The organism is Poseidonocella sedimentorum, from assembly GCF_900116005.1.
In the GTDB taxonomy this organism is placed as follows: domain Bacteria; phylum Pseudomonadota; class Alphaproteobacteria; order Rhodobacterales; family Rhodobacteraceae; genus Poseidonocella; species Poseidonocella sedimentorum.
In genome coordinates this window covers 269,715-292,076 of sequence record NZ_FOYI01000002.1, presented here as the reverse complement: position 1 = coordinate 292,076, position 22,362 = coordinate 269,715, and the positions used below count along the sequence as shown (strand labels likewise).

Here is a 22,362-nt window from a genome sequence, read left to right as displayed (position 1 = left end):
CAAAGGAACAGCCCGTGACCGACCTCACGCCCCGTGAAATCGTCAGCGAACTCGACCGTTTCATCATCGGCCAGAAAGACGCCAAGCGCGCCGTGGCCGTGGCGCTGCGCAACCGCTGGCGGCGCAAGCAGCTTGGCGACGATCTGCGCGATGAGGTCTACCCCAAGAACATCCTGATGATCGGCCCCACCGGCGTCGGCAAGACCGAGATTTCGCGGCGCCTCGCCAAGCTGGCGCGCGCGCCGTTCATCAAGGTTGAGGCCACCAAGTTTACCGAAGTCGGCTACGTGGGCCGCGATGTCGAACAGATCCTGCGCGACCTGGTGGACAACGCCATCCTGATGACCCGCGAGCACATGCGCGAGGACGTGAAGGCCCGGGCCCAGAAAAACGCCGAGGACCGGGTGATTACCGCAATCGCGGGCGAGGATGCGCGCGAAGGAACGCGCGAGATGTTCCGCAAGAAACTCATGGCTGGCGAGCTGGACGACACCGAGATCACGCTGGAGTTGCAGGACAATTCCAACCCGATGGGCATGATGGAAATCCCCGGCCAGCCCGGCGCCAACATGGGGATGCTCAACCTGGGCGACATGTTCGGCAAGGCCTTTGGCGGGCGCACGACGCGCAAGAAGATGACCGTGGCCCAGAGCTATGAGGTGCTGCTGGGCGAAGAGGCCGACAAGCTGCTCGATGACGAGACGGTGACCCGCGCCGCGCTGGAAGCGGTGGAGCAGAACGGGATCGTATTCCTCGACGAAATCGACAAGGTCTGCGCCCGGTCGGACGCGCGCGGTGGCGATGTCTCCCGCGAGGGGGTCCAGCGCGACCTGCTGCCGCTCATCGAGGGCACGACCGTCTCTACCAAGCACGGCCCGGTCAAGACCGACCACATCCTCTTCATCGCCTCGGGCGCGTTCCACATCGCCAAACCGTCCGACCTGTTGCCGGAACTGCAGGGTCGTCTGCCCATCCGGGTCGAGCTTCGGGCGCTGACCGAGGACGATTTTGTGCGGATCCTCACCGAGACCGACAACGCGCTCACGCGCCAGTACACCGCACTCATGGCGACCGAGACCGTGACCGTGTCCTTCACCGACGACGGGATCGCGGCGCTCGCCCGCATCGCCGCAGAGGTCAACGAAAGCGTGGAAAACATTGGCGCGCGGCGGCTGTACACGGTGCTGGAGCGGGTCTTTGAGGAACTCTCCTTCGCCGCGCCCGACCGGGGCGGCGAGACCGTTACCGTCGATGCCGCGTTTGTCGAAGCCAACGTCGGAGCGCTTGCGGCCTCGGCGGATCTGAGTCGCTACGTGCTCTAACCTATCCGCCCCCCGGAGATCGGGGGCAAAGGTTTGGTAACTTTACAGAAACCGTGCGCGTTTACTCCTTCATCAGCTTGTGCGATTCGAGGGACACCGCCGATGCATGATGGACAGCCGTTTCGGAGCGTTAACCAACGCGCGGCCGATCACGTGGCCGAACACCTGCGGCGCCCGCCGGTGCCACAGGCCGCGTTCTCGCTGATGATCGCCGTAATCGATCTCATCGGCATCACGCTCGGGATCTGGTTCGCCGCGTTTTTCGCCGAAGGCGGGGAGCTCCGGGCCGTCCAGACCATGATCGCCGCCGGGTTCACCGCGGTCCTGACCGTCTGCGCTCTCTGGATCGGCTCCGGCTATACCTTTGGTTTGCTTCGCAATACCTTGCGCGGATCGCTTCTCGCCTGGGCCGCGGGACTGGGCATGATCCTCGTGGTCTCCCCCTTGGGCCTTTGGCCCCAGCCATTCACCGGGTTCCTCCTCCCGGCGGGGATCATGCTGGCGCTCGTGATCGGATTCTCCCACGGCCTGATGGGAATCATGACCCGTTGGGCTCAAGATTTCGGCCTGACCGCCCGCTACGCCGTGCTGATCGGCGGCGGGCAGGAGGCCAGCGCCGTTCTGGAGTCGCTTCAGCGCGATCAGGTGCGCGACATGCGCGTGGTCGGCCTGTTCGACGACCGGACGGACGAGCGTTCGCCCGATATCGTCATGGGTGTGCCGAAGCTCGGGAAAATCAACGAGCTTATCCCCTTCACCCGCCGTGCGCGCGTCGACACGGTGATCATTGCCTTTCCCCTGACCGCGCAACGCCGGATTCAGGAAACCGCCGAATTGCTTCGCGTCCTGCCGATCGACATTCGCCTCTCTGGCCTCGCCTATAGCGTCTCGCACGGGCAGGTCGAAGCCGAGACATCCCAAGGCTATGCCAAGCTGATCTCGATCGCCGACCGCCCGCTCACCGGCGGGTCGGGCATGGCCAAACGCGCGCTCGATATCTTTGGCGCATCCTGGGGGCTTTTGCTGCTGGCGCCGCTACTGATCGGGGTGGGGCTCGCCGTCAAGCTGACCAGCCCCGGGCCGGTTTTCTTCCGCCAGCAGCGCCACGGATACAACAATACCACCATTGAGATTTTCAAATTCCGCTCGATGTACACCGATCAGGCCGACGCGGCCGCGCGCAACGTGGTGCAACGCGGCGATCCGCGTGTGACGCCCGTGGGCCGCTTCATCCGTCGCTGGTCGCTCGATGAATTGCCCCAGCTCATCAATGTGCTCAAAGGCGATCTCTCGCTCGTCGGGCCGCGCCCGCACGTGGTCGACGCGACCTATTCAGAAACGACGCCGTTCGAGACCCTGGTTAACGGCTATGCGGCCCGCCACCGGGTCCCGCCCGGAATCACCGGCTGGGCCCAAATCAACGGTTGGCGCGGCGAGATCGACAACCCCGAGCGGCTGCTGCGCCGGATCGAGCACGATCTTTACTACATCGAACACAGCGGGTTCTGGTTCGACTTGCGCATCCTCGCCATGACCATCCCGTCGCTGTTTTTCAAATCCGACTACGCCTACTGACCCGCGCGGCAAACGATCCCGCTTGATCCCCGCGCGCCGGGGGATCACAACGCGGGTATGATCGGTTTCCTCCGCGACAATCTGCGCTGGCTCCTGGCGGGCATCCTGCTGACCTTCTGTTCCTGCTTCGGACAGACCTTCTTCGTGTCGGTCTTTGCCGGCGAGATCATGGCGAGCTTCGAGCTGAGCCACGGCGACTGGGGCGCGCTGTACACGGTCAGCACGATGGCGGCGGCGGTGGTGATGCTCTGCATCGGCGGGCTGACCGACCGATTCCGCATCCGAACTTTGGGCCCCGCTGTGCTCGCAATGCTCGCGATCACGTGTCTCGGCATGGCCTTCGCGCGGGAGGTGGTCTGGCTCGGGGTGGTGATCTTCGGGCTGCGACTTTTCGGCCAGGGCTTGTCGACGCATCTCGCCACGGTCTCGATGGCGCGCTGGTTCAGCGCGCGGCGCGGCATGGCGCTCTCGGTCGCACGGTTCGGCTATCTCATTGGTGAGGCCGCCCTGCCCCTGCTCATCGTTGCGGCCATGGCGATCTGGCCCTGGCAAACGCTGTGGTTCGTGCCGGCAGCCGTCGCGCTGCTGGCAATTCCCGTGCTGCGCCGCGCCCTGCTCGAAGAGCGCACGCCGCAATCGCTGGCGAAATCTTCGGAAAGCGTCGGGATGTTAGGGCGCCACTGGACCCGGCGCGAAACCCTCGGCCACTATCTCTTCTGGGCGATGATCCTCGCCCAACTTGGCCCGCCCGCCTTCAACACCGCGTTCTTCTTCCAACAGGTGCACTATGCCGAGGTGAAAGGCTTCACCCACGTGCAAATCGTTGCCCTCTTTCCCTTTTTCACCGGCGCGGGCGTGGTCGCGATGCTCGGCGCGGGCTGGGCGGTGGACCGGTTCGGCGCGGCCCGGACGATCGTCTGGTCGCTCCTCCCGGCGGCGCTCGGATTTGCCTGCTTCGCCTTCGGCCCCACGCTCGGCTGGACGCTGCTCGGCATGATCCTTCTGGCCAGCACTTCCGGCGCAGCCTCCACCCTACCCGGCGCCTTTTGGGCGGAGTTTTACGGCACGCGGCACATCGGCGCGATCAAGTCGATGGCCAGCGCGCTCATGGTCTTCGGCTCGGCCATCGGACCGGGGCTCACTGGCGGGCTCATCGATGCGGGCGTGGGGATCGAAGCGCAATACGCCGGGATTGCGGTCTATTTTCTGCTCGCCACGGCGCTCATGGGTTGGGGGCTGCGCCGGGCGCTACCGGATCTCGCGGTTGCGCCGGAGGTAGACGTAGTACGCCCCTGACCCGCCGTGGCGCTGATGCGCCGGCACGACCTGCAACACCGCGGATACGAGCGGCGGCAGCGCCAGCCATTGCGGCACATTGTGGCGCAGCACGCCCTGGCGCACGGGGATCGGTCCGCCCTCGTCACGCGATTTGCCCTTGCCGGTGATCACCAGCACCACGCGCTTGCCCCGACCGTGGGCATCGAGGATGAAGCGCGTGAGCGCGGGATGGGCGCGGTCCATCGTCATGCCGTGGAGGTCGATCCGCCCCTCCGGCTTGATCTTGCCGCGAGAGAGCTTCCCATGTGTGCGCCGGTCCATCGCGAGCGGGCTCGCCTGAAGCCTGTCGCGCGGATCGCTGGGCTGGACAGAGGCGCTGAACCCTCCGCGCTCGGGCGCGCGATCCGGCCGTTCGATCGTCATCCGCGGGCCCTTCGGCGCGGGGGCGCCATCGGATTTGGGCGTCTCGGCCTTCTCGGCCGCAGTGCGGAGCGATCTCGGCAGCGGGGTCGTGCCCTGCGCTACCCGGTTCCACAATTCCTGCTCCTCGGGGCGTAATTTGCGCCGCCGGCTCATCCCTCCGCGTCCGGGGGAAACAGGGCGAAGGCGCGTTCGTTGGGCAGCAGCAGGATCATCCGACCCGGATCGCGCATCCGGCCCGCCGTGCGCCCCGCAAAATCGCCTGTGCCGACGAAGACATCGGCGCGCTGCGCACCCTTGATCGCCGAGCCGGTATCCTGCGCGATCATCAGCCGGCGGAGCGGCTCCTGCCCGTCTTTCTCAAGCCAGACGGGCACGCCGAGCGGGGTGTAGGCTGGATCGACCGCCAGCGTGCGCATCGCCGTCACCGACCGGTTCATCGCGCCCAGAGGCCCGCGATCCGGCGGGACCTGATTGATTTCGCGGAAGAACACGTAAGAAGGATTGTGGTGCAGCAGCGCCTGCCCCGCGTCGGGATTGTCGCGGACCCAGGCCTTGATCCGCTGGGCCGAGACCTGATGCGCGGCAAAGACGCCGCGCCGCGCAAGCTCCTTGCCGATGGAGCGGTAGGGGTGGCCATTGGCCCCGGCATAGCCGACGCGCAGAAACCCGCCATCGGGCAGACGGACGCGGCCAGAGCCTTGAACCTGAAGGAAAAACAGCTCAACCGGATCATCGACCCAGACGAGTTCCAGCCCCTGCCCCGCCATCGCGCCGGAGCTCTCGATTTCGGCCCGTGTAAGCCAGGGCTGCGCCTGTCGGGCCGCGTCGGGCATCCGGTAGAGCGGATAGCGGAACCGGTCTGACGGGCGAAGCGCGCCATCAAGTTCGGGCTCGAAATACCCGGTGAAAAGCGCCTCCGCACCATCCTCGACCAGCACCGGCCGGAAGAAGGTTTCGAAGAACAGCCGCGGGTCGGGCTCGGCCGTGGCCGCGGCGCAGATCGCCTGCCAGTCGGGATCGGTCAGATCGAGGCAGGTTTCGCGAAAGGTGGTAAATGCGGCAAGGTGATCGTCTTCGGCCCAGCCGTCGAGATCCTCGAACCCGAGCAGCGTCACCCGCGGCTCCTGCGCTGTTGCCGACCCGGCCACGACCGCCCCGCTCAGGATCGCCGCCCGCAGCGCGCGCATCACTCGCCTGTAGCCACCAGCTGCCAGTTCGGATCGTCGTTGCCCATCGCGCGGGCAAAGGTCCAGATGTCTTTCTGGCGTTTGATCTCGGTCGGGCTCCCCTCGACCACCTCGCCCTCGGCGTTCTTCACGGTGGAGGTCATCTCGCCGACGAACCGGACCGTGACCTCTCCCTCGCTCGTGGCTTCGTCGAAATGGGCATCAACGAAAGAGGTTTCCCGCACGCCGACAAACTCCGCCTCGATCGACAGGCCCTGCTCCTCGCGGAGCGCAATACCGCTCTCAAAGCTCTCGAAGACATCCTCGGACACGAAGGGTTTGAGCGAGGCGATATCCCCGCGCTCGTATCCCATGAGGATCATCTCATAGGCGCCTTTCGCACCGGAGAGGAATTCGGTGACCGAAAAGCTCGGCTCGACTTCCTTCATCCGCGCCAGGGCCTCGGCCTGCGGGCTCTCGGCGGGGACGTGGTCCACGATATCGCGGTCCGGCCCGCCATCGATGACCTCGAACTGCGGCTCGCGCGACGACCCTGCCTCAGGGGCTCCGCGCGGCACGGGCGGCTTTTCAAACCCGTCCCGCGTCCCCAGCACGCTTTTCAGGCGCAGAATGAGGAATACCGCAATGCCGGCAAGGACAAGAAGCTGGAGAATGGAGGAGTTCATCGGGGGCTCATATGCTCCATTGGGGATGGTATCGTTACATCACCGTACCTATGTAAGATAGCACCGGTGGCAAGTCCACCGCTGCAACCAATGCCCTGTCCCCGTGAGGTTCCGAATGTGGCTCTTCGTGCTGTTCCTGGCGATTCCGCTGATCGAAATCGGCCTGTTCATTCAGGTCGGCGGCGCCATCGGGCTCTGGCCCACGCTTCTGATCGTCATCGTGACGGCCATCGCGGGCACGTGGCTCGTGCGGAGCCAAGGGCGCGGCGTGATGTCTCAGATCCGCCGGTCGTTCAATGAGCTCAACGATCCGACCGAGCCGCTCGCCCATGGCGCGATGATCCTCTTTGCTGGCGCGCTTCTCCTCACGCCGGGGTTTTTCACCGATGCGGTGGGCTTTTCGCTGCTCATTCCGCCGGTGCGCCGGTCGGTGTTCAAAGCGCTCAAATCGCGCGTCAGCATGAGCGGTTTCGCCGTGCGTGAGACGCGCCGCAGCGCGCAGCCCGGGACCATTGATGGCGATTTCGAAGATCTCACACCGCGCGGCCCGGGCTCTCCCGATGGCATCGAGGGCAGCAAACGTCCGACGCATGAGCCCTCAGGCTGGACCAAGCATTGAGGCCATCCACCTCATCTGTTAAGCACCGCCGCGACATGTGATCCTTTGGAGAATTCAGACATGGCCGAAAACGGCAGCGCGGAGACCGGTGCGGAGGCAGCACCGGCAGACCAACCCCAAGTCAAGATGAACATTCTGGCCCAGTATATCCGGGACCTGTCCTTCGAGAACCTGCTCGCGCAGAAGGGTCTCGGCGGTGAGGTTCAGCCGGAGGTGACCGTGCAGGTGAACCTCGATGCGCGCAAACGCAGCGTCGAGAACCAGTACGAAGTGATCACCAAGCTGACGGTCAATTCCAAGAACAAATCCGGCGGCGAGCCGCTCTTCCTGCTCGAGCTGGAATATGCCGGCGCGTTTCAGATCGAAGGCGTCAAGGATGAGCAGCTGCACCCGTTCCTGCTGATCGAATGCCCGCGGATGACCTTCCCCTTCGTCCGCCGTGTGGTCAGCGATGTCACGCGCGATGGCGGCTTCCCGCCGCTCAACCTCGAAACCATCGATTTCCTCGCGCTCTACCGCAACGAACTTTCGCGGCGCGCGCAGGAGCAGACGGCGCAGGCCTGATCTGTTTCGATACGGTGACGATCAAGGCGCGGGCCCCGCGGGGCGCCGCGCCTTTTTTCTGGGCCGAAGCTGCGTCCGTCAGCCGTCGAGACTGCGCCAGAGCGCGTTGTCGCCGAGCGTCTCGACAAAGGCCGCATGCGCCTCGGCCTCGGCCGCGCTGATGCGCGGGGGCAGAGGTGTCGGCCGGGGCGACGGGCGCCAGTTGTCCGAGGTGGTGGCGGCGTTTTGGCTGCGCGGGTCCGTGGCGAGGGCAAAGTCCGGTTGCCGCCCGCCGATCAACTCAAGGTAGACATCGGCAAGGATCTCGGAGTCGAGCAAGGCGCCGTGCAGCGTCCGCGACGCGTTGTCGATTCCGAACCGCCGGCAGAGCGCGTCGAGCGAGGCCGGAGAGCCAGGAAAGCGCTTCCGCGCGATGGCCAGGGTGTCGAGCGCCTGTTCCCATGGGATCAGCGGCAGGTTGATCCAGCGCAGTTCCGCATTGAGAAACTTCATGTCGAAGGCCGCGTTATGGATCACAAGCCGGGCATCGCCGATAAAGTTGAGAAACGCCTGGCCCACCTCCTTGAACACCGGCTTGTCGCGTAGGAACTCGTCGCCGAGCCCATGCACCTCGAACGCCTCCTGCGGCATGGACCGCTCGGGGTTGATGTACTGGTGATAGGTCTTGCCCGTCGGCACGTGGTTGAAAAGCTCGACGGCCCCGATCTCGACGATCCGGTCGCCCTGCTCCGGCTCGAACCCGGTTGTTTCCGTATCAAGGACAATTTCACGCATCGCCAAGCCCCTCGCGCCAGGTTGAGACCAAGGAGTGCACCTGTGCATGGGCGTGTTCAAGCGTGTCGGTCAGGATCACATGATCGGCCCGCGCGCATTTTTCCGCATTGGGCATCTGGCGGGCGAGAATATCCTCAAACTGCTCTTGCGTCATCGTGCCGCGGGCCATGACACGCGCTTTTTGAACCTCAGAAGGCACACTCACGCAGACGGTCCGATCCATCGCCTTGTCGGCACCGATCTCAAACAGGAGCGGGATATCGAAAACGATGATGTCGGCCTCGCTGGCCTCGGTAAATTGCCGCCGATCTTCGGCGACGAGGGGATGAACGATCGCTTCGATCCGAGCAAGCAAACCGGGGTTCTCCAGAAGCGCCATCTTGAGTCGTTCGCGCGAAATACCGCTATTTATCAATGCATTCGGAACGAGGTCCCCCAGCGGCGCAACCGCCGCCCCGCCTTCGGCATAAAGCCGGTGGACGGCGTCATCCGCGTCCCACACAGCGCAGCCCTCCTCGGCGAACATGCTTGCCGTGGTGGATTTTCCCATGCCGATGGACCCGGTCAGACCAATGCGCAAGCTCATGCCAAAAGCGCCTCGCGCAATGCGGGTGTCACCTCGGGGCGCGCCCCGAACCACCGCTCGAAACCCGGCACGCCCTGATGCAGGAGCATCCCCAACCCGTCGACCGTGGTGCAACCCTTGTCCTTCGCGGCGCGCAGGAGTCCGGTGTCCAACGGAACATAGACGAGATCGGAGACGATCGTGCTGGCAGAGAGCTTGTCGAGCGCAAGGTCAAGACTCGGCTTCCCCACCATTCCGAGCGAGGTGGTGTTGACGAGAAGCGAACAATCACCAACGGCGTCTCCTGTGTCCTCCCATGGCAGAACGCTCACACCGGCGCCAAAAGCCGAGGCGAGGTCTTCGGCGCGAGCGCGCGTGCGGTTGCAGAGGCGGATATCGCCGACCCCTGCCTCCTGTAGCGCTGCGATGACCGCGCGCGCGGCCCCACCGGCGCCGAGCAGCAAGGCCGGCCCATCGGGCGCCCAGCCAGGGGCCTGCTGGCGCAGGTTGGCCAAAAATCCGTAAGCATCGGTATTGTCTGCGTGAATTCGGCCGTCCGCGCCAAATGTCAGCGTGTTCGCCGCGCCGATGGCCCGGGCGGCCGAGCTGATCTCATCGGCGAGTTTGATCGCGGTTTCCTTGTGCGGAATGGTCACGTTTGTGCCCACGAACCCCATTTTCGGCATGGCCCGCAACACGGCTTCCAGATCACCGTCCTTCACATGCAGCGGCACATAATGCCCATCAATCCCCAACTGATCGAGCCAGAAACGATGCATGCGCGGGGATTTGCTATGCGCGATGGGATCGCCGATGACCCCGGCGAGAGGACGCCCGCCCGCGCGGTTGGATGCGTGTATCATGTGGGCAGGTCTCCCCTCAGGGTCAGGAAATTGATCAGATCGAGCAGCGGCAGGCCAAGGATGGTAAAATAGTCGCCCTGGATCGACGTGAAGAGGCGGACGCCCTCCTCTTCCAGTTTATAGCCGCCAACCGAATGGCGGATGCTGTCCCAGTTCCGGGCGACGTAATCTTCGATGAACCCGGCGCTCAGGCTGCGCATTGTCAGCCGCGCGATGCCCACATGCCGCCAGACCGGCTCGCCGTTTTCGTAAAGAACGGCGGCGGAAAAGAGCTGATGAGTCTGGCCGGAGAGCTTCGCAAGATCCTCCCGCAAAGCTTCTGGGGATTCGGGTTTGCTGAAGAGCACACCGCCGCAGGCCAGCACCTGGTCACACCCAAGGACCGGGCTTTGCCCATGTTTCGCGGCGATTTTGCGCGCCTTGTGCTCGGCAAGCCCGTCGGCAATGTCCCGAGGCGGTGCATTTTCGGCCTCCATCGCCGCGCGCAGTAAGGTTTCGTCAACCATGGCGGGTATAGCGTCGATATCGAACCCTGCGTTTTCCAGCAGAAGGCGCCGGATTTGCGATCCGGAGGCCAGCGTCAGTCGAGGCTTTGGTGTGGATAACATTGGGGTCAGCCCTGCGGGATTGCGGTTGGTAAGATCGGATAACCCGGGGCTTTCAGGCAGACCACCCCATTTTCACTGTTCCCCAGGTCACGACGAGAGCTGTTGTACCTCTGTGGGAAAGGACAGAACGCTGCTGTGAACAACCAGGTGGCAGCTGGTCACGTTGCGAGTTCTTAACAAGCCATGATTCTCGTCTACGCTTTGAAAATCATGTGTTTTTAAGAGTGTTGCTCAGATTCTCCAAAGAGTTATCAACATCACGTCGATACGCTGTCCAACTTCGGGGATAAGATTTGATCCCCAGATTCCGGCCTTACTACAAAAACATCATTCTTAACTCTTATCTTTATTATTATAGATGAGCGGTATGTTCGATCTGCTCCTCACCGCCTACCCATGGGTCAAGTCTCTGCACGTGATCTCGGTCATTGCCTGGATGGCGGGGTTGTTCTATCTGCCGCGGCTCTTTGTCTATCATGTCGAGAAGGTTGAGAGCGGATCAGAGACAGACGCGCTCTTCCAGACCATGGAGCGCAAGCTCTTCAGGGTGATCATGCAGCCCGCGATGATGGCCAGTTGGACCTTTGGGTTGATCATGGTGTTCACGCCCGGGGCCGTCGATTGGGGGGCGATTTGGCCCTATACCAAGGGTTTCGCGATACTCTCGATGACCGCGTTCCACGACTGGTTGGGCCGAAGAGTTTATCAGTTTTCGCAGGGCACCAACCAGCTGACCGGCCGGCGCTATCGGATCATGAACGAGGTCCCGACAGTTTTGTTGGTGATCATCATATTTTCGGTCATCGTCCGCTTCTGACGGCTCGCTTGACTCCCGACCCCGCCTTGAAATACTGACGGATCAGGCTCGTCCGAGCTGATTTTTCCGAAAGACAACGTGGCGCCTGCGTCTGAGATGCGGTGAGCAAGGTATATATGTGATGAGCGAAGAGAGTCTCAATCTGGCCGACCTTAAGGCGAAGAGCCCGAAGGATCTTTTGTCTATGGCCGAAGAGCTCGAGATCGAAAACGCCTCGACCATGCGCAAGGGCGAGATGATGTTCTCGATCCTCAAGGAACGCGCCGAAGAGGGCTGGACAGTCTATGGCGACGGGGTCCTAGAGGTCTTGCAGGACGGGTTCGGGTTTTTGCGCTCGCCCGAAGCCAACTATCTCTCGGGTCCGGACGATATCTACGTCTCGCCAGACATGATCCGGCAGTTTTCGCTGCGGACCGGTGACACGGTCGAGGGGCAGATGAAAGCACCCGATGAGAGCGAACGGTATTTTGCGCTCACGGATGTCACCAAGATCAACTTCGAGGATCCTGAAAAGGCTCGGCACAAGATCGCCTTTGACAACCTTACGCCTCTTTACCCGGATGAGCGGCTCTCGATGGAGGTCGAGGATCCGACCATCAAGGATCGCTCCGCGCGCGTCATCGATCTGGTGGCGCCGATCGGGAAGGGGCAGCGGAGCCTTATCGTCGCGCCGCCGCGGACGGGTAAAACCGTCATCCTGCAGAACATCGCCAATTCGATCGAGAAGAACCATCCGGAGTGCTATCTGATCGTCCTGCTGATCGACGAGCGGCCGGAAGAGGTCACCGATATGCAACGGAGCGTAAAGGGGGAGGTCATCTCCTCGACCTTTGACGAACCGGCGACGCGGCACGTTGCGGTGAGTGAGATGGTGATCGAGAAGGCCAAGCGGTTGGTTGAGCATAAACGAGATGTTGTTATTCTTCTCGACTCAATCACAAGACTTGGTAGGGCGTTCAACACTGTCGTTCCATCGAGTGGTAAAGTTCTGACCGGTGGTGTCGATGCAAACGCCCTTCAGCGGCCCAAGCGGTTCTTCGGCGCGGCGCGGAATATCGAAGAAGGCGGCAGCCTGACGATCATCGCGACGGCGCTGATCGATACGGGCAGCCGGATGGACGAGGTCATCTTTGAGGAATTCAAAGGGACTGGCAACAGCGAGCTCGTTCTTGATCGCAAGATTGCCGATAAGCGGGTCTTCCCGGCGATCGACATCCTCAAATCCGGGACGCGGAAGGAAGATCTTCTCGTCGACAAAGGCGATCTTGCCAAGACCTTCGTGTTGCGCAGGATTCTCAACCCCATGGGGACGACCGACGCGATTGAATTCCTGCTTTCCAAGTTGAAGCAGACCAAGACAAACTCCGAGTTCTTCGATTCAATGAATACCTAGGTTCCTGAAGGACTGACCCTTTGGACACGATTTTCGCGCTATCAACGGCGCCGGGTAAAGCCGGCGTCGCTGTCATTCGGGTTTCAGGCCCTGAGGCGTTTCGCGCCGCGGAAGCTGTGTGCGGTTCATTGCCGGCGACTCACAAGGCAGCTTTGCGGCGGTTCAGAAAACGCGATGGTACGCTCATCGATGAGGGGATCGTGATCTGTTTTCCGGAAGGGAACAGCTTCACCGGTGAAAATGTTGTTGAATTTCAAACTCATGGCAGTCAGGCTGTCGTATCGCTTCTTGAAACCGAGCTCAGCAGTATTAGCGGCGTGCGCCATGCCTTGGCCGGTGAATTCACCCGACGGGCCTTGCTGAATGACCGGCTAGACCTGACTCAAGTTGAAGCGCTTGCGGATCTGATCGAAGCGGAGACAGTGGCCCAGCACAGCCAGGCGATCGAGACACTGTCGGGGCGCTTGGCGGACTCAGTGGTAAAATGGCGTGAAGGGCTCCTTACCGCGATGTCGCTTGTGGAAGCCATGATCGATTTCTCGGACGAAGAGCTTCCTCCCGGAATGACTGAGGATATCGTGCGGCGTCTGGCTGAACTTGCTCGAACCTTTGAGCGCGAAATCGAGGGAAGCCAAGTCGCGGAGCGGGTACGTAGTGGGTTTGAGATCGCCATCATTGGGCGGCCCAATAGTGGTAAATCCACATTGCTGAACCACATTGCCGGTAGGGAAGCCGCAATCACGTCCGAAATTGCCGGGACGACGAGAGATGTCATCGAGGTGCGGATGGATTTGTTCGGACTTCCGGTGACTTTTCTCGATACCGCAGGGATGCGAGAGACGGACGACCCGATAGAGGCGAAGGGTGTAGATCTCGCCAAGCAGCGTGCGGAGCGGGCTGACATTCGAATCCATTTGGTTGAGAGTTCCGACTCCGGGGATTTACGAATTGAAGACGGAACTGCTTTTGTTGGACAGAAACGAGATCTGGCGAGCTACCCCGGGTTTGGCCTATCTGGCGTGACCGGTGAAGGCGTTTCAGATCTACTTCACGCAATTCATGAGTATCTGAAAAATTCAGTAAATTCAAAAGGTAGCATCAGCAATGAAAGACACCGCCGTTCTTTGGTTGAAGCGAAAAGGTGTATCTTGCAGGCTGCAGTTCACATAGAGCTGGGGGAAGACTACGTTGATCTCGCGGCAGAAGAGCTACGTAGAGCAGTGCATGAGCTTGATGCCGTTGTAGGCAAAATCGGCGTGGAAGACGTGTTGGGAAAGATATTCGCCACGTTTTGCATGGGTAAATAGAGGATTGTTTCACGTGAAACATTACGATGTGATCGTCGTAGGCGGTGGACACGCCGGGTGTGAGGCCGCCCACGCTGCGACCCGAATGGGTGCAATAACGGCGTTGGTTACAATGAAGCGTGATGACCTGGGCGTAATGTCTTGCAATCCAGCAATTGGAGGATTGGGAAAAGGTCATCTTGTACGCGAAATTGATGCGCTAGATGGCGTTATGGGCCGAGTGGCTGACCTTGCTGGTATTCAATTTCGTCTACTGAACCGGCGCAAAGGACCTGCAGTGCAAGGACCTCGGGCGCAGATCGATCGATCTCTCTATAAAGCTCATATGCGCACCGAGATGGAGTCGCTGCCGATTCTTGATCTCCTCGAAGGCGAGGTTGCTGAACTTCTCTTTGAAAATTCGAAACTAGTCGGGGTTGGCTTGACAGACAACGCGGCGATCTATGGCAAAACCGTGGTGTTGACCACTGGGACATTCCTCGGTGGCACCGTGCATATAGGGGACAAGCGCTATCCTGCCGGCAGAATGGGCTCCAAATCGTCGATTCGCCTCGCTGCGCAAATTCGGGACCTTTTTCCGCGTATGGGTCGCCTCAAGACCGGTACACCGCCGAGATTAGATGGGAAAACAATAAATTGGGAGGTTCTTGAGTCTCAGCCTGGGGATGACGTACCCACCTACTTCTCTTTTCTGACGAACTCGACGTCAACAGAACAGGTTTCTTGCGGAATTACTCATACGAACGGTGAGACTCACGACATAATTAGAGAGAATCTCGATAGATCTGCTATGTACGGTGGTCATATTGAAGGAACTGGACCGCGATACTGCCCATCCATCGAAGATAAAGTCGTCAGATTCTCTGATAAATCGTCTCACCAAGTGTTCTTGGAGCCAGAGGGACTCTCGACCGATGTTGTATACCCTAACGGAATCTCCACGTCACTTCCGGAAGATGTCCAGGAAAGCTACGTTTCCACGCTAAAAGGGCTTGATAACGTTAGAATTATCCAACCCGGATACGCGATTGAGTACGACTATTGCGATCCTACAACCCTATCGCGAACATTGGAACATAGGGATCAAGAAGGTCTTTTCCTAGCTGGGCAGATCAATGGCACAACTGGCTACGAAGAAGCTGCAGCGCAAGGATTGGTCTCGGGGTTGAACGCGGCCGCGAAGGCGCTCAGCAAGGATACTGTGACGTTCTTGCGTTCAGACAGCTATATCGGCGTGATGCTGGATGATTTGACAACTCGCTCCGTTACCGAACCATATAGGATGTTCACCTCTAGAGCTGAGTTTCGCTTGAGGTTGCGTGCGGATAACGCAGATCAGAGGCTTACTGAATTCGGAAAGCTGGCTGGGTGTGTCGGAGAAGCACGTTGGACAGTATTTGCGGAGAAAAAGTCAAAACTAGATTCGGCCAAAGCGATAATGGAGAACAAGACCTACTCTTCGAAGGAGCTCGAAGGGTTCGGTATTAGCGTGAAGAACGATGGGAAGAAGCGGTCAACCTTTGATCTTCTGTCCTTCCCGAACATCGAGTTTCCAGATCTCCTTGAAATTCAGCCAGAGTTGTCGTCGGTCGAATTCCATGTGCGGGAGCAAATCGAGAGAGATGCGATGTACGCAAATTATCTTGTGCGGCAAGAACGCGACGCTGAAGCGCTGCAGCGGGATGAGCAGAGGGCGATCCCTGTTGATATGGACTACGAGTCTCTATCCGGGCTTTCGGGCGAGCTTCGGTCTAAACTAGTCCGCGTTCGTCCGGCTTCCTTGGGACAGGCTGCGAGGATCGAAGGGATGACGCCTGCTGCGCTGACTTTGATTCTTTCTGTCCTGAAGCGCTCTGAAGCTGAACGCAGGGCGTGAGCATGGAAATGCAGAATGTTTCACGTGAAACAGAGGCGCTATTTCGGAGTTTTGAATCGCTTGTAGGGAAGTGGTCGCCCAGAATAAATCTTGTATCCAAAAGCGACCTCTCCAATGTCTATTCTAGACATATCATTGATTCTAAACAAGTTTATCAAGTTGATTGGAACTGGTCGTCGTGGATCGATATAGGGTCTGGCGGCGGATTTCCTGGCATCGTCGTTGCGATTTTGGCGAAGGAGTTCAATCCCGGTGGGAAGGTCGTCCTCGTGGAGAGCGACAAGAGAAAATGCGCCTTCTTGCGGACTGCGATCCGCGAACTGGATCTTCCAGCCCAGGCTCTCGGTCAGCGGATAGAGGACGTACCTTCGCAACCTTTCGACATCGTTTCTGCGCGCGCGTTAGCGCCTTTGGGTGCACTATTCGGGTTGTCTGAGAGGTTCCTTCACGAAGCGACTACACTTGGGTTCCCGAAAGGGAAGAAATGGCAAGAAGAAATAGAGCTTGCATCACGGCAATGGCTGTTTGATTACGAAGCTGTGCAAAGTAAAACCGATCCTGAAAGCAGGATTCTGATCATCCGAAATCTCCGTCCTATCGAGGACAAATAACCGTTGAAAACCAAAGTGATAGCGGTCGCCAACCAAAAAGGCGGCGTGGGCAAGACAACGACGACGATCAACCTGGCAGCCGCTCTGGCTGAGCTGGGCCACAGATCGTTGATCATTGATATTGATCCTCAAGGAAACGCCTCGACTGGCCTTGGGTCTGATCCGGAATCACGCGATCTGACGACGTACGATCTGCTTTTCGAGGACGTGGGACTGGACGCCGCTTCGATTCCAACAGACGTCGAAAATCTCGACATTATCGTGTCGAACACAGATCTGAGCTCTGTCGATCTGGACCTGGTCACTCAGGAAAATCGCAGCTTTTTGCTGAAAGAGATCCTTCGCTCGGACGCTTCAACGCTGGCAGGCTACGAATACATTTTTCTGGATTGTCCACCATCGCTGAATATTCTCACGATCAACGCCATTGTCGCGGCGGATTCGATTTTGGTGCCTCTGCAGTCAGAGTTTTTTGCATTGGAAGGGCTTTCGCAGCTCATGGTTACCATCCGCGAGATCCGTGAAACAGCGAATCCAGAGCTTCGAATAGAGGGTGTCGTGCTCACGATGTTCGACAAACGGAACAACCTGTCGCTGCAAGTCGAGAAAGACGCGCGGGAGCACCTGGGGCATTTGGTGTTTGACACGAGAATTCCACGGAACGTTCGTTTGAGCGAAGCGCCATCGCATGGGTTGTCCGTCCATGAATATGATCGCTACTCGATCGGCGCGCAGGCGTACAGGCGGCTTGCACACGAAATAATAAATAAAAACAAAGAGTTAGGATAGGATTCACGATGAGGGACCCGAAATCCAAAAGCCGTGGATTGGGGCGCGGGCTCTCTGCGCTCATGGCAGATGTGAATGTCGCCTCCGATGCGACGGGCGCAGGGGTTAGCGCGAAGACCGAGCGTTTTCTGCCGATTGAACAAATTCAACCCAATCCGGATCAGCCGCGGAAGCGATTTTCCGAGGATGAATTGCAGGGGCTTGCCGACTCAATTCGTGAGAAGGGCGTCATTCAGCCACTCATCGTGCGCCGAATTGATGAGGCCGATCACTACCAGATCGTGGCGGGTGAGCGTCGTTGGCGCGCCTCTCAGCTGGCGCAGTTGCATGAGCTGCCAGTCATTGTTCGCGAATTGTCTGACTCGGATGTGCTTGAGATCGCCATCATCGAGAACATCCAGCGCGAAGAGCTTAACGCGATCGAGGAGGCGCTTGGCTATCGCCAGCTCATGGATCGTTTCGGCCACACTCAGGAGCAAATCTCGAAAGCTCTGAGCAAGAGCCGGAGCCACATTGCGAACCTTTTGCGGTTGCTCAACCTGCCGGAACAGATTCAGGACCATGTGGCCGCAGGGCGCTTGTCGGCCGGGCACGCACGTACGCTCGTTGGCCACCCGCAAGATGTTGAACTTGCAGAAAAGATCATCAATGAGGGCCTGTCGGTACGTCAGGCCGAAAAACTGGCCAAGTCCGGGTCAGATAATCCAGCTGCGCGGATCAAGAAACGCAAGTTGATCGCGCCTGATAAGGACGCCGATACCCGCGCTCTGGAGGCGGATCTTACTGCAAATCTCAAAATGTCGGTGGTTGTCGAGCATGATCCGGGGACGGAGCGGGGCCGCGTGACGATTCAGTATAAGTCCTTGGAGCAATTGGATGAACTTTGCCAACTGCTTGGCGGTCTGTGACTAGAGCAGCTTTGCCAGGATAGCGTTCAGAACGGCGCGGCCGCTCCGTGTTGCGCCGATCTGCTCCGCGCGCGTCCAGATCAGGCCCAATTCTTGTAGCTCATCAATCGCGTCCGGGTCCAATTCGCGACCGCTGAGTGTCCGGAAACGGTTGAGCGACATACCTTCGGTCAATCGCATCGACATGAGCGCATATTCCGAAGCGGCATCGTCATGTCCCAGAACAGTCCGTTGCAATTCGCCCAGCCCGTCATCGACCGCGCTTAACCATGCGCCGGGGAGGAGTTGCGTTGAGGTCGCGACGCGCTGACCGTTCAGCGTCAACCGCCCATGCGCGCCCGGCCCGATGCCGGCGAAATCGCCGTAACGCCAATAGATCAGGTTATGCGCCGAGCCGTGGCCTGGCATTGCGTGATTGGAGATCTCATAGGCCGGATAGCCCGCTGCCTCGGTGATGTCCTGCGTGAGCTCATACAAATCGGCGGAGAGATCTTCATCGGGCAGCCCTTTGAGATGCCCAAGCGCGTGACGTTTGCCAAAAACGGTGTCCGGCTCGACCGTCAATTGGTAAAGCGAGAGATGCCCCGCAGCCATGCCGAGCGCCTCCGTCAACTCCCGGGACCAATCCTCGAGGGTCTGATCCTGGCGCGCATAGATAAGGTCGAAGGACATGCGGTCAAAGGTCTGCTGCGCGATCTCGATGGCCCGGCGCGCTTCCTCTGTGGAATGGAGCCGGCCCAAACGCCGGAGATCCCGGTCGTTCAGCGCCTGAACCCCGACGGAGACGCGGTTCACCCCCGCATCCCGATACCCGGCGAACCGCCCCGCTTCCACGGAACTGGGGTTCGCTTCCATCGTGACTTCGAGATCGTTGGCGATCGGCCAGCTTGATCGGATTTTCTCAAGGATGGATCCGACGAGATCGGGCGACATCAGGCTCGGCGTGCCGCCCCCGAAGAACACGGAATTGAGGACACGCCCATCTGTTTCACTGGAAACTCGTTCTATTTCAGATAGATAGGCGTCGCGCCAGCGCGTCTGGTCAATCGTGCGGGACACGTGGCTGTTGAAATCGCAATAGGGGCACTTGGCTTCGCAAAACGGCCAGTGAAGGTAGAGCCCGAAGCCGCCGTTGCGCCAATCCTCAGTCAAGACTGCCCGCGACAAATTTTCCGAAGGCCATGGCCCGGTGAGACATCCGGTGCTTCATTTCCGGGTCCATCTCGCCGAAGGTTTCGCGCTCGCCATCGGGGAGGAATACCGGGTCGAAACCGAAGCCCCGGTCTCCGCGCATCGGCCAGACCACTTGCCCGCGCACGATGCCTTCGAACAGCTCGTCATGGCCATCGGGCCACGCGAGGCATAGGGTGCAATGGAACGCCGCGCTGCGCGGGGTGGGGGCCCCGGCGGCTTCGAGCTCGTTCCAGACGCGCGTCATCGCCATGACGAAATCCCGGCCCTGACCGGTTTCCGCCCAATCCGCGGTGTAGACGCCGGGCGCGCCGCCGAGGGCGTCTACGGTTATACCACTGTCATCCGAAAGCGCCGGGAGGCCGGTCTTCTTCGCCGCATAGTGCGCCTTGATCCGGGCGTTGCCGGCGAAGCTGTCTTCGGTTTCTTCCGGCTCGTCCAAGCCGAAGTCACCGGCTGATTTAACCGTTTTGCCAAAGGGCTCCAGCAGCGCCGATATCTCGCGCAGCTTGCCTGCGTTGTGGCTGGCAAGCACGAGCGTGGTGTCGGTGAGCTTACGCACTGGTGACCTCGGTTTGCAGCGCGACGAGCTCGCCAACGCCCTTGTCCGCGAGCCCCATGAGAGCGTCCATTTGATCGCGCGAGAAGGTCTTGCCTTCTGCCGACATTTGCACCTCGATCAGATCGCCTGTCCCGAGCATGATGAAATTGCCATCCACGCCCGCCTGACTGTCTTCGGGGTAATCCAGATCAAGAACGGCTTGCCCGGCATAGATCCCGCAGGACACCGCGGCGACCGGCGAGGGCAGGGGATCGCTCAGCACGTCGCCCGCCTTCATCAGCTTGTTGACCGCGAGCCGCAGCGCGACCCAGCCGCCGGTGATCGAGGCGCAGCGGGTTCCGCCATCGGCCTGGATCACGTCGCAGTCCACGGTGATCTGTCGCTCGCCGAGGGCCACCCGATCGACGCCGGCGCGCAGTGCGCGCCCGATCAGCCGTTGGATCTCCACCGTCCGGCCGCCTTGCTTGCCGGCCGAGGCCTCGCGCCGCATCCGGCTGGTCGTGGAGCGCGGGAGCATCCCGTATTCCGCAGTGACCCAGCCTAGCCCGGTCCCCTTGACGAACGGCGGTACGCGCTCTTCGAGCGTCGCGGTGCAGAGCACGTGGGTGTCGCCCATCCGGATCAAGCAGGACCCTTCGGCATGTTTGCTCACGTTCGTTTCGATCGAAACCGCGCGCATTTCATCAAGACGTCTGCCGGAAGGTCGCATCTCTCTCTCCATTTTGTCTGGCGCGGGGATACTCTTCCCATGCTCAGGAACGCAAGCAAGATTGACGTTCGAGACGGGCGACCTTTAATGAATGTAAGGGGTCAAAGACCGATGACAGAACAAGCGCGAATCCTCGAAGAAATGAATGAACGCTCGCGCGAAGTGTTTCGCCGGGTGGTCGAAGGCTATCTTGCGACCGGCGATCCAGTGGGTAGCCGGACGCTCACACGCGATTTCAGCGAAAAGATCAGCGCCGCCACGATCCGCAATGTGATGCAGGATCTCGAATATCTCGGCCTGCTTGACAGCCCGCATGTTTCGGCGGGCCGTATCCCGACGCAACAGGGATTGCGGATGTTTGTCGACGGGCTGCTGGAGGTCCGCAATCTCGACAACGAAGACCGCGAGCGAATCGATGCAACAGTTTCGGGCAAGAGCTCGGATGTGGCGGGCCTGCTTGACGAGGTCGGTACAGCGCTGTCGGGCGTGACGCGCGGCGCTTCGCTGGTGTTGGCGCCGAAGCGAGAAGCGCCGATCAAGCATATCGAATTCGTCAGCCTCGCCCATGACCGCGCGCTTGCGGTGCTGGTCTTTGCCGATGGTCATGTGGAAAACCGGATCTTTGCCCCGCCGACGGGCCAAACGCCGAGTTCGATGCGCGAAGCGGCGAATTTCCTCAATGCTTTGGCCGAGGGCCGAACGATCACCGAGCTTCAGACCGTCATCCGGCGCGAGATCGACCGCCGGCGGCGGGAGTTGGACACGCTGGCGAGCGTCATGGTCGAGAAGGGAACCGCGCTTTGGGCCGAGGGCGAGGAGGGGCCGGAGCGGCTGATCGTGCGCGGGCGGGCGAATCTGCTGGGCAACGAGGGCGAGGCCGCCGAGCTGGACCGTATTCGCGAGCTCTTTGACGATCTCGAACGCAAGCGCGATATCGCCGACTTCCTTCAGCTCACCGATGAAGGCGATGGCGTGCGCATTTTTATCGGTTCGGAGAACAAACTTTTCTCACTTTCGGGTTCCTCTCTGGTGGTTTCTCCCTATATGAACGCGGATCGTAAGATTGTCGGTGCGGTTGGCGTCATTGGGCCCACGCGCCTGAACTATGGACGGATCGTGCCGATTGTGGATTACACGGCACAGTTGGTCGGCAAGCTGATCTCCGACCGCTCTTAGAGGTGAACAATGGCAGAGCCGAACGCAAACGAATTTCTCGACGAGATCGCAGACGCCGAGGCGGAAGAACTCGCGGCTGAAATGGAAGAAATCGACGAAGAGGCGTTGGAAGTTGAGGAGCTGCGCGCGGAGCGCGACGATTACAAGGACAAGTTTGTCCGGGCTCTGGCCGAGGCGGAAAACACCCGCAAGCGGGCCGACAAGCAACGCCGCGAGGCGGAGCAATACGGCGGTTCGCGTCTCGCGCGGGACATGCTGCCGGTCTATGACAACCTCAAGCGCGCGCTGGATGCTGCCAATGACGAGCAGCGCGAAGGCGCCAAGGCGCTCATCGAAGGGGTCGAGCTGACCCTGCGCGAGCTGCAGTCGATCTTCGAAAAACACGGCATCACCGTGATCTCCCCGAAAGTGGGCGAGAAATTCGACCCGCAGATGCACGAGGCGATGTTCGAAGCGCCGCTGCCCGATACCAAGGCGGGCGACATCATCCAGGTCTCGGCCGAGGGTTTCATGCTGCATGATCGACTGCTGCGCCCCGCCGCCGTCGGGGTCTCGTCGAACCCGGGCTGATCGGGCCCGG

General features: G+C 60.4%; 24 protein-coding genes. 14 read left to right on the top strand and 10 right to left on the bottom strand.

Translation table 11 applies throughout. From position 1 onward, the window contains the following. Positions 1–14: 14 nt before the first annotated feature. From hslU to BM353_RS04375, 3 genes are all read left to right on the top strand, one after another. Positions 15–1,322 carry an ATP-dependent protease ATPase subunit HslU gene (hslU, locus tag BM353_RS04385; RefSeq protein WP_092077011.1) on the top strand — a complete coding sequence of 436 codons (1,308 nt, stop codon included), beginning with the start codon at positions 15–17 and terminating at the stop codon, positions 1,320–1,322. A 102-nt stretch (positions 1,323–1,424) separates the two neighbouring features. Continuing rightward, positions 1,425–2,897, top strand: a complete 1,473-nt coding sequence (locus BM353_RS04380) for an exopolysaccharide biosynthesis polyprenyl glycosylphosphotransferase (RefSeq protein ID WP_092077009.1) — start codon at positions 1,425–1,427, stop codon at positions 2,895–2,897. A gap of 57 nt (positions 2,898–2,954) precedes the next feature. Continuing rightward, on the top strand, positions 2,955–4,193 hold the full coding sequence (locus tag BM353_RS04375; RefSeq protein ID WP_092077007.1) for an MFS transporter: 1,239 nt from the start codon (positions 2,955–2,957) through the stop codon (positions 4,191–4,193). Here the strand turns inward: BM353_RS04375 and BM353_RS04370 are convergent. Genes BM353_RS04370 through BM353_RS04360 form a run of 3 tightly spaced genes read right to left on the bottom strand, consistent with a single transcriptional unit; the run spans position 4,146 to position 6,450 of the window. Next, positions 4,146–4,751, bottom strand: a complete 606-nt coding sequence (locus tag BM353_RS04370) for a Smr/MutS family protein (RefSeq protein ID WP_092077005.1) — start codon at positions 4,749–4,751, stop codon at positions 4,146–4,148. The two genes, BM353_RS04375 and BM353_RS04370, sit on opposite strands and share 48 nt — an antisense overlap. Then, a complete protein-coding gene (mltA, locus tag BM353_RS04365; RefSeq protein WP_425439386.1) occupies positions 4,748–5,785 on the bottom strand; it encodes a murein transglycosylase A in 1,038 nt (345 codons plus the stop codon). Before mltA ends, BM353_RS04370 begins: the two co-directional genes overlap by 4 nt. Continuing rightward, the gene (locus BM353_RS04360; RefSeq protein WP_092077001.1) at positions 5,785–6,450 is read right to left on the bottom strand and encodes a Tim44/TimA family putative adaptor protein; all 666 of its coding nucleotides are present in this window, start codon (positions 6,448–6,450) and stop codon (positions 5,785–5,787) included. The genes mltA and BM353_RS04360 overlap by 1 nt, the downstream gene beginning before the upstream one ends. 115 nt (positions 6,451–6,565) lie before the next feature. Here BM353_RS04360 and BM353_RS04355 point away from each other — a divergent pair, with 115 nt between their 5' ends. Together BM353_RS04355 and secB are read left to right on the top strand one after the other, a co-directional pair. Next, complete coding sequence (locus tag BM353_RS04355; protein ID WP_092076999.1) at positions 6,566–7,069, top strand: FxsA family protein; 504 nt, start codon at positions 6,566–6,568, stop codon at positions 7,067–7,069. A 60-nt stretch (positions 7,070–7,129) separates the two neighbouring features. Continuing rightward, positions 7,130–7,633 carry a protein-export chaperone SecB gene (gene secB / locus BM353_RS04350; protein WP_092076997.1) on the top strand — a complete coding sequence of 168 codons (504 nt, stop codon included), beginning with the start codon at positions 7,130–7,132 and terminating at the stop codon, positions 7,631–7,633. A 78-nt stretch (positions 7,634–7,711) separates the two neighbouring features. Here secB and dnaQ read toward each other — a convergent pair whose 3' ends face one another. From dnaQ to BM353_RS04330, 4 genes are read right to left on the bottom strand one after another with little or no spacing between them, the layout of a single operon-like run. Further along, positions 7,712–8,407: a DNA polymerase III subunit epsilon gene (gene dnaQ, locus BM353_RS04345; RefSeq protein ID WP_092076995.1), complete on the bottom strand. Its 696-nt coding sequence runs from the start codon at positions 8,405–8,407 to the stop codon at positions 7,712–7,714. After that, positions 8,400–8,993 carry a dephospho-CoA kinase gene (gene coaE / locus BM353_RS04340; RefSeq protein ID WP_092076994.1) on the bottom strand — a complete coding sequence of 198 codons (594 nt, stop codon included), beginning with the start codon at positions 8,991–8,993 and terminating at the stop codon, positions 8,400–8,402. Before coaE ends, dnaQ begins: the two co-directional genes overlap by 8 nt. Then, on the bottom strand, positions 8,990–9,835 hold the full coding sequence (locus BM353_RS04335) for a shikimate dehydrogenase (RefSeq protein ID WP_092076992.1): 846 nt from the start codon (positions 9,833–9,835) through the stop codon (positions 8,990–8,992). The genes coaE and BM353_RS04335 overlap by 4 nt, the downstream gene beginning before the upstream one ends. After that, positions 9,832–10,443, bottom strand: coding sequence for a Maf family protein (locus BM353_RS04330; RefSeq protein ID WP_092076990.1), 612 nt, complete (start codon positions 10,441–10,443; stop codon positions 9,832–9,834). Before BM353_RS04330 ends, BM353_RS04335 begins: the two co-directional genes overlap by 4 nt. Before the next feature lie 367 nt (positions 10,444–10,810). Here BM353_RS04330 and hemJ point away from each other — a divergent pair, with 367 nt between their 5' ends. From hemJ to BM353_RS04295, 7 genes are all read left to right on the top strand, one after another. After that, complete coding sequence (gene hemJ / locus BM353_RS04325) at positions 10,811–11,260, top strand: protoporphyrinogen oxidase HemJ (protein WP_092076988.1); 450 nt, start codon at positions 10,811–10,813, stop codon at positions 11,258–11,260. Positions 11,261–11,381: 121 nt separating this feature from the next. Further along, positions 11,382–12,653, top strand: a complete 1,272-nt coding sequence (gene rho, locus BM353_RS04320; RefSeq protein WP_092076986.1) for a transcription termination factor Rho — start codon at positions 11,382–11,384, stop codon at positions 12,651–12,653. 20 nt (positions 12,654–12,673) lie between these two features. Further along, entirely contained in the window at positions 12,674–13,960 is a 1,287-nt protein-coding gene (mnmE, locus tag BM353_RS04315; RefSeq protein WP_092076984.1) for a tRNA uridine-5-carboxymethylaminomethyl(34) synthesis GTPase MnmE, read from the top strand. 4 nt (positions 13,961–13,964) lie between these two features. Further along, positions 13,965–15,836, top strand: a complete 1,872-nt coding sequence (gene mnmG / locus BM353_RS04310) for a tRNA uridine-5-carboxymethylaminomethyl(34) synthesis enzyme MnmG (protein WP_177220448.1) — start codon at positions 13,965–13,967, stop codon at positions 15,834–15,836. A 2-nt stretch (positions 15,837–15,838) separates the two neighbouring features. After that, complete coding sequence (gene rsmG, locus BM353_RS04305) at positions 15,839–16,447, top strand: 16S rRNA (guanine(527)-N(7))-methyltransferase RsmG (RefSeq protein WP_092077549.1); 609 nt, start codon at positions 15,839–15,841, stop codon at positions 16,445–16,447. A gap of 3 nt (positions 16,448–16,450) precedes the next feature. Next, positions 16,451–17,236, top strand: a complete 786-nt coding sequence (locus BM353_RS04300; RefSeq protein ID WP_092076982.1) for a ParA family protein — start codon at positions 16,451–16,453, stop codon at positions 17,234–17,236. Positions 17,237–17,244: 8 nt separating this feature from the next. After that, positions 17,245–18,144 (top strand): ParB/RepB/Spo0J family partition protein, encoded by a 900-nt coding sequence (locus tag BM353_RS04295; protein ID WP_092076980.1) that lies wholly within the window; start codon positions 17,245–17,247, stop codon positions 18,142–18,144. On the opposite strand, the gene hemW is transcribed toward BM353_RS04295, so the two are convergent. From hemW to rph, 3 genes are read right to left on the bottom strand one after another with little or no spacing between them, the layout of a single operon-like run. Beyond that, complete coding sequence (gene hemW, locus BM353_RS04290; RefSeq protein WP_092076978.1) at positions 18,145–19,296, bottom strand: radical SAM family heme chaperone HemW; 1,152 nt, start codon at positions 19,294–19,296, stop codon at positions 18,145–18,147. Further along, positions 19,289–19,897, bottom strand: coding sequence for an RdgB/HAM1 family non-canonical purine NTP pyrophosphatase (gene rdgB, locus BM353_RS04285; RefSeq protein ID WP_092076976.1), 609 nt, complete (start codon positions 19,895–19,897; stop codon positions 19,289–19,291). The genes hemW and rdgB overlap by 8 nt, the downstream gene beginning before the upstream one ends. Further along, positions 19,890–20,606, bottom strand: a complete 717-nt coding sequence (gene rph / locus BM353_RS04280; protein WP_092076974.1) for a ribonuclease PH — start codon at positions 20,604–20,606, stop codon at positions 19,890–19,892. The genes rdgB and rph overlap by 8 nt, the downstream gene beginning before the upstream one ends. A gap of 111 nt (positions 20,607–20,717) precedes the next feature. On the opposite strand from rph, the gene hrcA reads away from it, so the two are divergent. Together hrcA and BM353_RS04270 are read left to right on the top strand one after the other, a co-directional pair. Beyond that, positions 20,718–21,782, top strand: coding sequence for a heat-inducible transcriptional repressor HrcA (gene hrcA / locus BM353_RS04275; RefSeq protein WP_092076972.1), 1,065 nt, complete (start codon positions 20,718–20,720; stop codon positions 21,780–21,782). 9 nt (positions 21,783–21,791) lie between these two features. Continuing rightward, on the top strand, positions 21,792–22,352 hold the full coding sequence (locus tag BM353_RS04270; protein ID WP_092076970.1) for a nucleotide exchange factor GrpE: 561 nt from the start codon (positions 21,792–21,794) through the stop codon (positions 22,350–22,352). The last annotated feature ends 10 nt before the right edge of the window (positions 22,353–22,362 follow it).

Bases quoted from the DNA above. Each gene is read 5' to 3' on its own strand.
- rsmG (WP_092077549.1), top strand. From the start codon at position 15,839: ATGGAAATGCAGAATGTTTCACGTGAAACAGAGGCGCTATTTCGGAGT.
- hrcA (WP_092076972.1), top strand. From the start codon at position 20,718: ATGACAGAACAAGCGCGAATCCTCGAAGAAATGAATGAACGCTCGCGC.
- BM353_RS04330 (WP_092076990.1), bottom strand. From the start codon at position 10,443: ATGTTATCCACACCAAAGCCTCGACTGACGCTGGCCTCCGGATCGCAA.
- mltA (WP_425439386.1), bottom strand. From the start codon at position 5,785: ATGCGCGCGCTGCGGGCGGCGATCCTGAGCGGGGCGGTCGTGGCCGGG.
- BM353_RS04370 (WP_092077005.1), bottom strand. From the start codon at position 4,751: ATGAGCCGGCGGCGCAAATTACGCCCCGAGGAGCAGGAATTGTGGAAC.
- rho (WP_092076986.1), top strand. From the start codon at position 11,382: ATGAGCGAAGAGAGTCTCAATCTGGCCGACCTTAAGGCGAAGAGCCCG.
- rph (WP_092076974.1), bottom strand. From the start codon at position 20,606: ATGCGACCTTCCGGCAGACGTCTTGATGAAATGCGCGCGGTTTCGATC.
- secB (WP_092076997.1), top strand. From the start codon at position 7,130: ATGGCCGAAAACGGCAGCGCGGAGACCGGTGCGGAGGCAGCACCGGCA.
- coaE (WP_092076994.1), bottom strand. From the start codon at position 8,993: ATGAGCTTGCGCATTGGTCTGACCGGGTCCATCGGCATGGGAAAATCC.
- dnaQ (WP_092076995.1), bottom strand. From the start codon at position 8,407: ATGCGTGAAATTGTCCTTGATACGGAAACAACCGGGTTCGAGCCGGAG.
- BM353_RS04295 (WP_092076980.1), top strand. From the start codon at position 17,245: ATGAGGGACCCGAAATCCAAAAGCCGTGGATTGGGGCGCGGGCTCTCT.
- BM353_RS04335 (WP_092076992.1), bottom strand. From the start codon at position 9,835: ATGATACACGCATCCAACCGCGCGGGCGGGCGTCCTCTCGCCGGGGTC.
- hemJ (WP_092076988.1), top strand. From the start codon at position 10,811: ATGTTCGATCTGCTCCTCACCGCCTACCCATGGGTCAAGTCTCTGCAC.
- BM353_RS04360 (WP_092077001.1), bottom strand. From the start codon at position 6,450: ATGAACTCCTCCATTCTCCAGCTTCTTGTCCTTGCCGGCATTGCGGTA.
- BM353_RS04380 (WP_092077009.1), top strand. From the start codon at position 1,425: ATGCATGATGGACAGCCGTTTCGGAGCGTTAACCAACGCGCGGCCGAT.
- BM353_RS04270 (WP_092076970.1), top strand. From the start codon at position 21,792: ATGGCAGAGCCGAACGCAAACGAATTTCTCGACGAGATCGCAGACGCC.
- BM353_RS04375 (WP_092077007.1), top strand. From the start codon at position 2,955: ATGATCGGTTTCCTCCGCGACAATCTGCGCTGGCTCCTGGCGGGCATC.
- BM353_RS04355 (WP_092076999.1), top strand. From the start codon at position 6,566: ATGTGGCTCTTCGTGCTGTTCCTGGCGATTCCGCTGATCGAAATCGGC.